We start from the raw sequence: 13373 nt of genomic DNA on the forward strand, positions 1-13373 counted from the left end.
GGCTTTTCCATCGGTCAGGCCAGCGATTGCGGCTTTTTTGAACGTCCATTCAAGATGACCATCGCTTCGTGTTTCTTAATTGTTTCTTTGCCGTACAAATCGACGATCTTGACCTTGATATTGTCATCCGGTGCAGCGGACAAAAAATCCTCGATGGTTTCAAGAATATCATGATCGATGAACTGCGCCTTACTGGCATCGATCAGGACGGTGCTGTTTTCCTCGATTTTCAGGAAAAACTTTCGCAGCAGGGCCTTATTCAGAAACGAGACATCCTTATTCAGCGAAATCACATAATGCGAGTCGTCCTGAGTCATCGTGATCGCCGCATGATAATTCGCCTTGATCACATAATACATTCCGACCGCCATACCGATCGCCATGCCCATTAGCAAATCGGTGGCGATGATCGCGCCGACCGTCACCACGAAAGGAAGAAACTGGCTGAATCCTTTCCGGTAATATTCCTTGAACAGCTTTGGTTTGGCCAGCTTATAACCGGTTTGCAGCAATATCGCGGCCAGGCAGGCTAAGGGAATGTAATTCAGATAACGGGTAAAAAACAGCAGGCTGATCAGCAGGCAGACGCCATGCACGAAGCAGGCCACCCGGCTTCGGCCGCCGGCATTGATATTCGCGGAACTGCGCACGATCACGGCTGTGATCGGCAGGCCGCCGAGCATGCCGCTGATCATGTTGCCGATGCCCTGCGCCTTCAACTCGCGGTTGGTCGGCGCAATCCGTTTCAGCGGGTCGAGCTTATCGACCGCTTCCAGGCTCAAAAGGGTTTCCAGGCTCGCGATGATGGTCATCGTTACGGCGACGGTATAGATCTCGGGATTAGCCAGGAAACTCCAATCCGGAGAGAGAAACTGGTCGAAAAGTGCCGCTGGATGATCCAGAACGGGCAAAGTCACCATGTGTTTGGCGCTGACCGCCCATTCCGGGGCATACCTTACCGCCGCCAGATTATACGCGACGCCCCAGGCCACTGCGACCAACGGCCCCGGGATCAGGCTGAACAGTTTACGCTTCTTGAACCAGGGCAGTTCCCAGACGATCAGGATCAGCAAAGCGATCGAACTGATCGCAACCGCGCCTGGCGAAATCGCCTTGAGCGCGTCGATCAGTTCAAAAAAGCTTGATCCGACCGTTTCCTTCATATAGCTCTCGTCACCTTCGAAACTCGCATCGTAACCGGTCGCATGCGGAAGCTGTTTGATGATCAGGATCAACCCGATCGCCGCCAGCATCCCTTTGATCACCGCGGAATGGAAGAACGCGCCGATCACGCCGGCCCGCAGGTAGCCCAGCACCAACTGCAGAAAGCCCGCGATCACGAGAGCCGTTAAAAACCCTTCAAAACTGCCGATCTTTTCGATCGCATTCAAAACGATCACGGTCAAACCGGCAGCCGGTCCCGACACGCTGAGCTGCGATCCGCTCAGCCAGGCTACTACAAGCCCGCCGATTAGACCCGCGATCAGACCCGAAAACAACGGCGCGCCCGAAGCGAGCGCTATACCCAGGCAGAGAGGTAAAGCTACCAGAAAAACGACGATACCGGCCGGAACATCGCCCTTCAAGTGACTGGTATAGTATTCGAGGTGTTTATGTATCATTGGGGTGACTCCTTAATTTTAAGGACGAGACAATAGCAACTTGGCATTTAGGATATTGGTCAATAATAACTATCTCTCATAATTTCCACGCAGAGCGCGGGAACGATCAGGCGGCATATCGGGAAGTTATTTTTTGCCACATCCTTAGTATAACTAATTTCGATTCGATACTATAGCTAAAATTTTGATATTTCAGCTTAACGCTTTATTCGACCCTTTTAAATAGCCATTCCCTTGCCTTTTCAGTAATGGCGGCAACCGCCGGATGGGGGGTTTTGCGCTGTACCGAAATCGCATAATAGCGGATAACTGCTTCTTCGACCGTGCCGATGGCGATCAATTCATGTTTTCTCTCGATCTCGGCTTTAATCGCGGTCGGTGCGGCAATCACGCCGGCGCCGGCCTGGGCGAATTCCTTCATCAGCGCGCTGTCTTCAAATTCGCCGACGATGGCCGGATGGATATGCCATTTATCGAACCAGCGCTGCAGATGCATCCGGATACCCGTATTCGAAGCCGGCAGCAGCAGGGGCATATTATCAAGGCAATAAGGAAATTCGCCCTGTAGACGTTCGGCCAAGGTCGCGGCGGCAAAAATGCTCAGGCCCGATTTGCCCAGAGGATCGCAATAGCCGCGGAAGTCGATGTCGGGAGGTGTCGGACTGTCCGAAATGACCAGATCGAGCTTGTGCAGCAGCAAATCCGTCAATAAGGTATCAAGATCGTTCTCACGACAAGCAAAATGGATCGGATCGGGGATATTTAATGCGGGTTCCAGCAACCGGTACGCAATCGATTTCGGTACTACATCGTCGATGCCGACCTTGAATGCCAATGAAGATTTCTTAGGACGGTGGCGCACTGCATTTTGCAATTCGCTGCCAAGCGAAAAAATTTCATTGGCATAAGACAGCACCATTCGGCCTGCGTCGGTCAATTCGAGATGGCGGCCGACCCGATTAAACAATACCACCCCCATCGATTGCTCGAGACAGCTCAACTGCCCGCTGATCGTTTGCGGCGTCAGATGCAGCTGCGCGCTGGCCTTGACAATGCTTTTTTCCTTGGCAACGACCCAAAAATAGTGCAAATGTTTGTAATTAATCATACTGCAGTGTCACTCTGCCGGTTTAGAACGGCTTTCCTTAGGCAGTGATTTATTTGGCTTGCCATACAGATCCCTCATGGTTTTCATGGCATCGATGCAAAAAAACCGGCCATCCAACACTTAAACGGCAAAGGCCGATGCCGGCGGCAGCAAGGGGAGTTCATTAATTTCGATTCAAAATAATTCGAATTAGTCGAGCCTTTACGAAATGATATTATTATAATAGCCCTAAAACCTCGACTATACTTCGAAAATTTCGAATTGTTCATCAAAGATATTCTACTTTCCCAAAATTTGGGAACAGGGTAAGTTATGTCCGTATCGATAATAACCGGCCAAAGTGAAAAATTTGAGTTCCCACCCGATTTATCGCGTTGTATTTGGGGGGGCGAAAATCGCGTTTGGGTTGAGGCTGAATCTGGCCCATCGGAAATCCGCCGGATCAAGCGCCGTTTTTTGTGATTCCGTTAACATATTTATTTTAGTGACCCATCATTCAATAGCCATTGGCTAAACTTATCAAAGTCCCCACCTGCAATTGCAAGGTCAATCCAATGAGTAAAATGATCGATCCTTTTATGAAAATCCGGCAATTGTCGCCGTGGCAGCGAAAGGCCTACACCTATGCCTTCCTCTTGGCCAGCCTCATGCTGGTGCCCGACCTCTATTTTGCCGGCGCGCACCATTTGCTGGAAATTCTGCACGTTTGTTACGAAGGAGCGTGTTACCTGCTTGAAGAGTTGATAGGGCATAGTTTGCACCTCGATAAATACCATAGCCAGCTGATCCTTTTTTATGTACAGGTATCGATCGTCCTGGGATTGTGCTATAAACTGTGGCGGGCGGTTCCTCGGCTGTATTCCCGCACTAAAGAGAATCTTCAATCCTCCTATCAACGGTCAGTCAAGGACAGCAAAGAACTCTGGTCGAAAATGCCCAGCCGAAAAAGAATTAAAGTTCTGGCCGGTTGTGCGGCAGGCATGTTCGGCATCTATTTTTGGGTTACCAGTTGACAGTCTAGAGAATCCACGCCGTCAAGCCGCTTAATCCTTCAAATCGCTCATCGGCGGTGAAACACCGCCGTACCTTCTCCAACCCTATCATGACAGTCAAACTCTCCAAGAATCTGATATAGTGATAGCCAACAAGATTCTTCCGTTTTATCCTCCAAAAAGCCAGTTTTTCCGTTAATCAAACCGATTTATGCTGCGAAAAATCCTTATCGCGAACCGCGGCGAAATCGCGGTGCGCATCATCCGCGCCTGCGCCGAGATGGGTATCCGTTCGGTGGCAATTTATTCGGAGGCCGACCGTTTTGCCTTGCACGTCAAAAAAGCCGACGAATCCTACTGTATCGGCAGCGAACCGGTCGCGGGCTATCTGAACGTCTACGGGTTGGTCAATCTGGCCGCCGCCACCGGCTGCGACGCGATTCATCCGGGTTACGGCTTTCTTTCCGAAAATGCGCAATTCGCCAAGGCCTGCGCCGACCGCGGCCTGGTCTTCATCGGCCCTGCGGCCGAAGTGATCGAGCGGATGGGCGACAAGACCGAAGCCCGCAAAGCGATGATCGCGGCGGGACTGCCGGTCACGCCGGGCTCCGCCGGAAATCTCGATACGGCCGAGGAAGCGCTCGAGGTGGCCGAAACCATCGGGTATCCGGTCATGCTGAAAGCGACTTCGGGCGGCGGCGGGCGCGGTATCCGCCGCTGCGATTCGGCCGAAGAACTTCGGCGCAATTACGATCGGGTGATTTCCGAGGCCGGCAAGGCCTTCGGCCGGGCCGAAGTGTTTCTCGAAAAATGCATCGTAAACCCGCGCCATATCGAAGTACAGGTGCTCGCGGACCACCACGGCAACACGATTCATTTATACGAACGCGACTGTTCGATTCAGCGCCGCAATCAGAAACTGATCGAAATCGCGCCATCGCCGCAGCTCGGCGAAGCACAGCGACAGTATATCGGCGGACTTGCGGTGCTCGCCGCCAAAGCGGTCGGCTATACGAATGCCGGTACGGTCGAATTCCTGCTCGACGACCAGGACCGCTTCTATTTCATGGAAATGAACACGCGCGTGCAAGTCGAGCATACGATCACCGAAACGATTACCGGCGTCGATATCGTCGAGGAGCAGATCCGGGTTGCGGCCGGCTTGCCTTTGCGCTTCCGGCAGGAAGAAATCCGCCGCCGCGGTTTTGCGATCCAGTTCCGCATCAATGCGGAGGATCCGCAGAACAATTTCCTGCCCAGCTTCGGCCGGATCTCGCGCTATTACGCGCCGGGCGGGCCCGGCGTCCGGACCGATACCGCGATTTATACCGGCTATGAAATACCGCCGTTCTACGATTCGATGCTGGCGAAAGTGATCGTCAGCGCCTTGAACTGGGAAGATGCGATCAAACGCGGCGAACGGGCGCTGCGCGACATGGGACTGTTCGGGATCAAAACCACGATTCCTTATTATCTCGAAATTCTGCGCCACCCCGAGTTCCGCTCGGGGCAGTTCAATACCGGATTCGTCGAAGAGCACCCGGAACTGATCCATTATTCGCATAAACCCCGGCCCGAAGTGCTGGCCAGCGTGATCGCGGCCGCGATGGCCGCGCATACCGGGCTGTGATTTTAATGTCCACGAAAAGCACGAAAAGTGAGACGGGAGATTGGGGACAAAAAACCGGTAGGGTGGACAGACCGCTTCATCCGCCCATCATTCACTTTGCTCGCTATTTGAAAGCAAAGGTTGAACGGAGCGTGCTGTGAACATTTTCGTGCTTTTCGTGGACAATGTTAGTCTCTGCTGATTAAGGCCCAACCATGCAAAAAGTTCATATCACCGATGTTATTCTGCGCGATGCGCATCAGTCGCTGATTGCAACGCGCCTGCGCACCGAAGACATGCTGCCCGCCTGCGCGATGCTCGACGCGATCGGCTACTGGTCACTCGAATGCTGGGGCGGCGCGACGTTCGACGCCTGCCTGCGGTTTTTAAAGGAAGATCCCTGGGAACGCCTCGTCAAACTGAAGGCCGCATTGCCGAAAACTCCACTGCAAATGCTGCTGCGCGGACAGAACCTGCTCGGTTACCGGCATTATTCGGACGACGTAGTCAGGGCATTCGTACAGCGGGCCGCCGAAGCAGGGATGGACGTGTTTCGCATTTTCGACGCGTTGAACGACATTAGAAACCTCAAAACCGCGATCGAAGCGGTCAAGGCCAGCGGCAAGCATGCGCAGGGGACGATCTGCTACACGACCAGCCCGGTGCACGACACCGCAAGCTTCGTCGCGCTCGCGAAGGACCTGGCCGAACTCGGCTGCGATTCGCTCGCAATCAAGGACATGGCCGGGCTCCTGACTCCTTACGCAACTTACGAGCTGGTCAAGACACTGAGGGATGCGGTCGATCTGCCTCTTCACCTGCATTCGCACGCGACTTCGGGGCTTGCCGAAATGTGCCAGTTGAAGGCGATCGAAGCCGGCTGTCGGCATATCGATACGGCCTTGTCGTCCTGGTCCGGCGGCACCAGCCACCCGCCGACCGAAAGCCTGGTGATCGCACTGCAAGGCACTCCCTACGACTCCGGCCTGGATCTCGACCGGCTTCAGGAAGCGAACCGCTATTTTGCCGAAATACGCAAGAAATACCGCCGCTTCGAGAGCGAATTCACCGGCATCGATACCCAGGTGCATATTTTCCAGGTTCCCGGCGGCATGATCTCGAATCTGGCCAACCAGTTGAAGGAACGCAACGCGCTGGACCGGATCAGCGAAGTCTACAAGGAGATTCCGGCGGTCAGGAAGGATCTCGGCTATCCGCCGCTGGTCACCCCGACCTCGCAGATCGTCGGCACCCAGGCGGTGCTGAACGTACTGACCGGGAAACGCTACGAATCGATCACCAATGAAGTCAAACGCTACCTGCAGGGCGGCTACGGCAAGGCGCCGGCTCCGGTCGATCCGGGCCTGCAGAAACGCGCGATCGGCAGCGAAGAACCGATCGACTGCCGCCCGGCCGATCTGCTGAAGCCGGAACTCGACCATCTGCGCGAGGAAATCGGCCATCTCGCGCTGAACGACCGGGACGTGCTGAGCTATGCGATGTTCCCGGAAGTCGGCAAACAGTTTCTCGAACAGCGTTCTTCCGGCAATCTGGTGCCGGAGCCGCTCGAAATCGAGCCGGCGGCCGAGAGCGGCATTAAAAAAGCGCCGACCGAGTTCAACGTCGCACTGCACGGCGAGTCCTACCATGTCAAAGTGACCGGCGCGGGCCCGAAAAACCAGATGCTGCGCCATTTCTATTTCATGGTCGACGGCGTGCCGGAAGAGATCGTCGTCGAAACGCTGGATGAAATCGTACTGGAAGGCGGCACGCAAGGCGCGGTGCAAAGCAACATCGCCAGCAAACGCCGGCGCCCGATCGAACCGGGCGACATTGGCGTGCGGATGCCCTGCAATGTGCTGGAGGTTCCGGTCAAGGTCGGCCAGCGGGTCGAGGCCGGCCAGCCCGTGCTGGTCACCGAGGCGATGAAAATGGAAACCGAGGTCACCGCGCCGATCGGCGGCATCGTGAAAGCCGTACACGTGGTCAAGGGCGAACCCGCCAACCCGGATGAAGTCCTGATCGAAATCTTACCCAATAATTGAATCAATGACCAAACCGATAATCGCGGATGATGCCGCGCTCGACCAAGCTGTTCATTTGCTGCGCCAGGGCCGTCTGGTCGCCTTTCCGACCGAAACCGTTTATGGCCTGGGCGCCGATGCCGCGAATGCGGAGGCGGTCGGCCGCATCTTTGCCGCCAAGGGGCGCCCGGCGGATCATCCGTTGATCGTGCATATCAGCGGCGCCGGCTGCCTGGACGACTGGGCCGAGCCCGTACCCGATGCTGCCCGGCGGTTGGCCGAACATTTCTGGCCCGGCCCCTTGGCGATCATTCTGAAAAAGAAGCCGCATGTACCCGATGCGGTGACCGGCGGCCAGCCGACCGTCGGCCTGCGCGTGCCGGGCCATCCGGTCGCGCTGCGCCTGCTCGAGAAATTTGGCGGTGGCATTGCCGCTCCTTCCGCGAACCGTTTCTGCCGGATCAGCCCGACTACGGCCCGGCATGTCGAAGAAGAACTCGGCAATAGCGTCGATCTGATCCTCGACGGCGGCCCGTGCAAGGTCGGGGTCGAATCGACGATCGTCGACCTGAGCGGCGCCCGGCCGCGGCTGCTGCGGCCGGGCCGGATCAGCCGGGTTCAAATCGAAGAAGTGCTGGGCGTCGGCCTTGAGCTTGCCGCGAAAACCGGGCCGCTCGATATTCGCGCGCCGGGGCTGATGGCGGTGCATTACGCCCCCAGCACCACCGCGCTGTTGTGCCCCAGCGGCGCCATCTGGGAAACGCTGAGGCAACTGATCGCACAAGGCCGGCGGGTCGGCCTGATTGCTTACCATCGCGCCGTGCTTCCTCCCGGTTTGGCCCATACCCTGCACATGCCTGCGGAAGCGCACGATTACGCTCAAGCGCTTTATGCCGCCCTGCGTGAAACGGATAATCTCGGGCTCGACATGATCGTAATCGAACAGCCCCCCGAAAGCGAGGCCTGGCATGCGGTAAACGACCGGCTGCGCAAGGCGACCGTGCCCGCGGGTTCGGCGATTCCCGATCGTGAGTAAGGTACCCGCCCCGGTAAGCTCAAACTCCAAATAAGGTACGCGGAGCGTACCCTACTCCAGGTCTTTCAATATTCAGTATGGCCGACAATGTTTTCAATTTAGAAGCGGCGGCGCTCGCCTTCGACCGTGACCACATCTGGCACCCGTATACTTCGGTGATTGCGCCGGATCCGGTGTATCCGGTCGTCTCGGCGAACGGCGTCATGCTGAAACTGGCGGACGGACGGGAACTGATCGACGGAATGTCGTCGTGGTGGGCGGCGATCCACGGCTACAACCACCCCCGCCTGAACGAAGCCGCCATTGAACAGCTCGGCAAAATGGCGCACGTGATGTTCGGCGGTCTGACCCATTCACCTGCCATCGGCTTGGCCGAACGGTTACTGGCGATTAGCCCCGAGGGATTGGATAAAGTGTTCTTCTGCGATTCGGGTTCGGTCAGCGTCGAAGTGGCGTTGAAAATGGCGCTACAATACTGGCAGGCGCAGGGCAAAACCGAAAAGCACCGCTTCATCGCCCTCAGCGGCGGATATCACGGCGACACCTTCGGCGCGATGTCGGTCTGCGATCCGGTGACCGGGATGCATCACCTTTTCCGCTCGGTGCTGCCGAAACACCTTTTCGCTCCGCGTCCCGGCTGCCGTTTCGGTCAAGCCTGGGACCCCGGTGATGTTGAAGGACTTGAAAAACTCTTCGAGGAATATGCCGGCGATTGCGCCGCACTGATCCTCGAACCGGTCGTACAGGGCGCCGGCGGCATGTGGTTCTACCATCCCGACTATCTGAAGGCCGCGCGCGATCTCTGCGACCGCTACGATGTGCTGCTGATCGCGGATGAAATCGCGACCGGCTTCGGCCGCACCGGGCGCCTATTTGCCTGCGAGCATGCGGGGATCGCTCCCGACATCCTGTGCGTCGGCAAGGCCCTGACCGGCGGCTATCTGAGCTTGGCGGCGACTTTATGCACGGCGGACATCGCCGAAACGATCTCGCACGGCGAAGCCGGCTGCTTCATGCACGGCCCGACCTTCATGGGCAATCCTTTGGCCTGCAGCATCGCCTCGGCCAGCATCGACCTGCTGCTGGCTTCCGATTGGCAAAGCCGCCTCGGCCGTATCGAAACCGGACTGAAAAAAGGCCTGGCCCCGTGCAGCGATTTGCCGGGAGTGGCCGATGTCAGAGTGCTCGGTGCGATCGGCGTGGTCGAAATGGCCGCGCCGATCCGGGTCGCGGCCGTGCAGAAGCGGCTGATTGAACGCGGCGTCTGGCTCAGGCCTTTCGGCCGCTTGATCTATACGATGCCGCCTTACCTGATTGATGATGACGAACTCGGTCATCTGGCCGGGGGGATTTTCGCCGCGATCGAACAATTGGCGAAAATTGGAATTTGACGGCAATCGCCCTCTTAACGGCTCATCGTGATGCACAAGTCCTGCAAAGCTTAAGCATTGGAGTTTAAAGCTGGCTTTGAGCATGAGACAAGAGTGATCCAAAGCGAGCTTTGGACGCCTGCCGCTCCATTGATTGGAGACAGGTCATTGCCGGGCACAAAAAGCGTGCCCGGCCTACGCGGAGTCTGCGGTCAAGCATGAATAGGACTCCGAATGCTTTCAGACTTGTGTATAACGATGAGCCTTAACAGTCCCTCAAAGCGGTATAACTTTTTGCCGCTCTCGATGCTGGTTCACTTCCACAGTCACATGAACCAATTCCGCATGGATGCCTAACAGTTTCCTGAAGTCGTCCGGCGTCGCCTCTTCTTGAACGGCAAGCGACAGGATGCAGGCGTACTTGCCTTTCCCGACACGCCAGACGTGCAGATCGGTAATTTCAGCCTTAACGGGGCTTGTCCCGATAACCTCGTGAATTTCGGCCACCACGGGCGCATCCATTTCAGCATCGAGCAGTACGCGTCCGGTGTCGCACAGCAATCCATACGCCCAGATGATAATCAGTACGGCCCCAACAATGCCCATTGCGGGGTCGAGCCAGTTGACTTCCCAAAGCTTGCCGCTAAACAATGCCAGAATAGCAAGCACCGAGGTGGCCGCGTCGGACAGGACGTGCACATAGGCCGCACGTAGATTCAAGTCGTGATGGGGGTGATCGTGATCGCTGTTATCATGATGATGGACATGACTCTCTTTCAGCAACCATGCACAAACCAGATTGACCAATAAACCAACCCCGGCAATCGCGATGGCTTGATCGTAGTGAATCGGCGTCGGGGCGACGAGGCGTTCAATCGACTGGTAGAGCATCAGTCCGGCGACGCCTACGAGGAAAATGGCGCTGGTATACCCGCCCAGCACTTCGATCTTCCACGTCCCGAAGGCAAAGCGCTTATCGCGGGCGAAGCGTCGGGCTGCCCCGTAGGCCAGCACCGAAAGACCCAGCGCCAAGGCGTGCGAACTCATGTGCCAACCATCGGCCAGCAGCGCCATCGAGTTGAAGGTCCATCCCCCGGCGATCTCGGCAACCATCATGACAGAGGTCAATACGAGAGCACCGCGTGTATTCCTCTCGGCCAGCGGATTGCCCTCGTCGAAGACGTGGGCGTGGCGCCAGGCATCAACAGAAGCGGAAATTGGCATTTGACAGTACCTTTTGTCTAAATTCAATATACTATACTCCAGTATATTTTATTGCCAAGCAAAAAGGCCGCCATGCCCCATACGATTAAAGGTAAGAAACCCTTGCTGACCCGCGTTCGACGCATTAAGGGCCAGACCGAGGCGCTGGAAAGAGCATTGGAACAGGAGACGGAATGTTCGGCAGTGCTGCAGCAGATCGCCGCGATCCGGGGAGCCGTGAACGGATTGATGGCCGAGGTATTGGAGGGTCACATCCGCGAACATCTGGGTGCGGATGATCTACCTCCAAAGCAGCGGAACGAGGATGTGGAACAGGTGGTTGCCGTGCTGCGTTCCTACCTCAAGTAAGGCTTAATGCACGATTTTTCCGGATTCCGTGGCTCCCCGTGCGAAACGGCTGACTGTTCGGCTTCCGACCCGCCTAAATCAAACCGGAACCTGGCATGACTTCAAAGCTTCCAACATGTCCTCTTTAGGTAAATTACGGCCGATGAAAACCAGACTGGAGACTTTGGTTTCACCGGGTTGCCAAGGACTGCCGAAGTTTTCGGTCATCAGCATGTGCACACCCTGGTAAATCACTTTCTTGTCGCAACCGGCGATATTCAAAATACCTTTATAGCGTAATAGGTCGTTGCCGTAGTCGCGGATCATGATCTGCAGGAAAGCCATGATGCGCGCGGCGTCCAGTTCGCGATCGGTGCGGAACACGAACGAACCGATGTCGTCTTCGTGTTCGTGGCTGACGTCCTGCAAAAAATCCGGTTCGATCTTCAGGATGTCGTCCAAATTGAAGCCGTCGATGTCCAGAATGTCTTGCAATTCGGTTTCGCCGAAATGTATGCGTTTGATCGGCGCTCTCGGGTTTATGGCACGCAGGCGGGTTTCGAGATCGGATACGACCTCGGCTTCCTGCAGGTCGGTTTTGGACAGCAAAATACGATCGGCAAAGCCGACTTGCTCTTGCGCTTCGTGATGCGCTTCCAGTTGTTGATGGGCATGTACGGCATCGACGACGGTGACTATGGCGTCCAGTTTATAGTTTTCGGCAATGTCTTGATCGATGAAAAAGGTCTGCGCGACCGGCGCCGGATCGGCCAGGCCTGTCGTTTCGATAATCACTCGCTCGAAGACTGCTTCGCCGCTTTCCCGACGCTCGGATAATTCGCCGAGAATGCGTACCAAATCGCCGCGCACGGTGCAGCAGATGCAACCGTTGTTCATCGTGACGATCTGTTCGTCGGCTTGCACCAGCAGTTCGTTATCGATACCGGTTTCACCGAATTCGTTTTCGATCACCGCAATGCGTCGGCCGTGATGTTCGGTCAGAATACGGTTCAGCAATGTGGTTTTACCGGCGCCGAGAAAGCCGGTCAGAATCGTGACCGGCACCGGGTAGTCGAGTTTTTGAGCGGAATTCATAAAGCAGGTCTCCAATGGATTCAGAAGGCATAAATCAGCCGGGCGTTTGCGGAGCGCTGATCACCACGACGCGCTCGCCGCGCACCGCGTGCTCATGATTTGCCCGGGTTAATCGTAGCGGCGGTAACTGAGGATGGTTTTGCGCCGCCGGTAGGGTTAGAGCATCGCAATATTACGAAAACGCACCTGCTTGAGGTAATCGAAATCGGCGGTGTCGAGGATCGGAATATCGGCCATTTGCAGATGCACGTCCAGCGCATTGACCGGCAGCATCGCCGGTTCGACCACGGTGGTGTAGCCCATCCGGGCGTAGCGGTAGCCGGTGCCGGTACTGAACCATTTAGCGGTACTAAACGCATGATTAAGCCGTCGCGCCATATGGTTGCGGTGCTGCTCGGGCAATAGCAACCGGGCGGTGTTGACGTTGCCGCCGGCGATGTGGCTGTGGATGTCGATACCGCCGGCCATCACGGTCAGGCCGGTCAAGTCGTACACCGCGTCGAAACGGGCTGCCGGGCCGGGATCGGCGACGATGATGCCGTCTTGAATGAACAGGTCGTGCGTTTCGCCATGTAAATTTTGGGTCGGATCGTAAATGGAACCGTTATTCAGTTTGATGCGCATGGGATCGTAGATTATGGAATCGGCTTACAACATATCCAAGGTCAGCAGCAACCGGCGCGGCTGCGCGTCGGCCGGCATCGGCGAGCGGTGCGCCAAGCCGCGGCCCTCATTGCCTTCCCCATGTTCGCCTTTCATCAAGCCCACCGCAAAGACCGGCATTTGCTTAATCGCGGTCGGGTCGGTCATTAGGCCGGATTGGACGTCGGGCTGACCGCCACTGCCCATGCCCAGCTTGGAACGGTCCAGCGCATTTTCGGGCAGCCATTCGGTGCCGCTGCCGCCGTAGCTGCAAATCATCCTGGCGGCGACCCAATCGACATGAAAACGCGGGCACATCGCCGA

12 protein-coding genes are annotated in these 13373 nt (G+C 56.4%); 6 read left to right on the top strand and 6 right to left on the bottom strand.

The features are described 5' to 3' along the window. Positions 1–14 precede the first annotated feature (14 nt). The gene (locus tag JJL52_RS02520) at positions 15–1622 is read right to left on the bottom strand and encodes a SulP family inorganic anion transporter (RefSeq protein WP_202050822.1); all 1608 of its coding nucleotides are present in this window, start codon (positions 1620–1622) and stop codon (positions 15–17) included. Between the two features lie 205 nt (positions 1623–1827). Next, positions 1828–2730, bottom strand: coding sequence for a transcriptional activator NhaR (gene nhaR, locus JJL52_RS02525; protein WP_202050823.1), 903 nt, complete (start codon positions 2728–2730; stop codon positions 1828–1830). 554 nt (positions 2731–3284) lie between these two features. Here nhaR and JJL52_RS02530 point away from each other — a divergent pair. The 5 genes from JJL52_RS02530 (at position 3285) to bioA (ending at position 9782) form a co-directional block, all read left to right on the top strand. Beyond that, complete coding sequence (locus tag JJL52_RS02530) at positions 3285–3743, top strand: hypothetical protein (protein ID WP_202050824.1); 459 nt, start codon at positions 3285–3287, stop codon at positions 3741–3743. A gap of 190 nt (positions 3744–3933) precedes the next feature. Then, positions 3934–5352 (top strand): acetyl-CoA carboxylase biotin carboxylase subunit, encoded by a 1419-nt coding sequence (locus tag JJL52_RS02535; protein WP_202050825.1) that lies wholly within the window; start codon positions 3934–3936, stop codon positions 5350–5352. Between the two features lie 194 nt (positions 5353–5546). Beyond that, complete coding sequence (oadA, locus tag JJL52_RS02540) at positions 5547–7376, top strand: sodium-extruding oxaloacetate decarboxylase subunit alpha (RefSeq protein ID WP_202050826.1); 1830 nt, start codon at positions 5547–5549, stop codon at positions 7374–7376. A 4-nt stretch (positions 7377–7380) separates the two neighbouring features. Continuing rightward, positions 7381–8391, top strand: coding sequence for an L-threonylcarbamoyladenylate synthase (locus JJL52_RS02545; protein WP_202050827.1), 1011 nt, complete (start codon positions 7381–7383; stop codon positions 8389–8391). A 77-nt stretch (positions 8392–8468) separates the two neighbouring features. Next, on the top strand, positions 8469–9782 hold the full coding sequence (gene bioA / locus JJL52_RS02550; protein ID WP_202050828.1) for an adenosylmethionine--8-amino-7-oxononanoate transaminase: 1314 nt from the start codon (positions 8469–8471) through the stop codon (positions 9780–9782). 255 nt (positions 9783–10037) lie between these two features. On the opposite strand, the gene dmeF is transcribed toward bioA, so the two are convergent. After that, positions 10038–10985: a CDF family Co(II)/Ni(II) efflux transporter DmeF gene (dmeF, locus tag JJL52_RS02555; RefSeq protein WP_202050829.1), complete on the bottom strand. Its 948-nt coding sequence runs from the start codon at positions 10983–10985 to the stop codon at positions 10038–10040. Between the two features lie 72 nt (positions 10986–11057). Here dmeF and JJL52_RS02560 point away from each other — a divergent pair, with 72 nt between their 5' ends. After that, complete coding sequence (locus tag JJL52_RS02560; RefSeq protein WP_202050830.1) at positions 11058–11333, top strand: metal/formaldehyde-sensitive transcriptional repressor; 276 nt, start codon at positions 11058–11060, stop codon at positions 11331–11333. Positions 11334–11411: 78 nt separating this feature from the next. Here the strand turns inward: JJL52_RS02560 and JJL52_RS02565 are convergent, their stop codons facing one another. The 3 genes from JJL52_RS02565 to JJL52_RS02575 form a co-directional block, all read right to left on the bottom strand. Continuing rightward, a complete protein-coding gene (locus JJL52_RS02565; protein WP_202050831.1) occupies positions 11412–12407 on the bottom strand; it encodes a CobW family GTP-binding protein in 996 nt (331 codons plus the stop codon). A gap of 156 nt (positions 12408–12563) precedes the next feature. Beyond that, positions 12564–13031, bottom strand: a complete 468-nt coding sequence (locus tag JJL52_RS02570) for an amidohydrolase family protein (protein WP_236994004.1) — start codon at positions 13029–13031, stop codon at positions 12564–12566. Positions 13032–13055: 24 nt separating this feature from the next. Continuing rightward, complete coding sequence (locus JJL52_RS02575; protein ID WP_236994005.1) at positions 13056–13367, bottom strand: DUF1826 domain-containing protein; 312 nt, start codon at positions 13365–13367, stop codon at positions 13056–13058. Positions 13368–13373 lie beyond the last annotated feature (6 nt).

This window comes from Candidatus Methylomicrobium oryzae (assembly GCF_016745425.1).
Taxonomy (GTDB): domain Bacteria; phylum Pseudomonadota; class Gammaproteobacteria; order Methylococcales; family Methylomonadaceae; genus Methylomicrobium; species Methylomicrobium oryzae.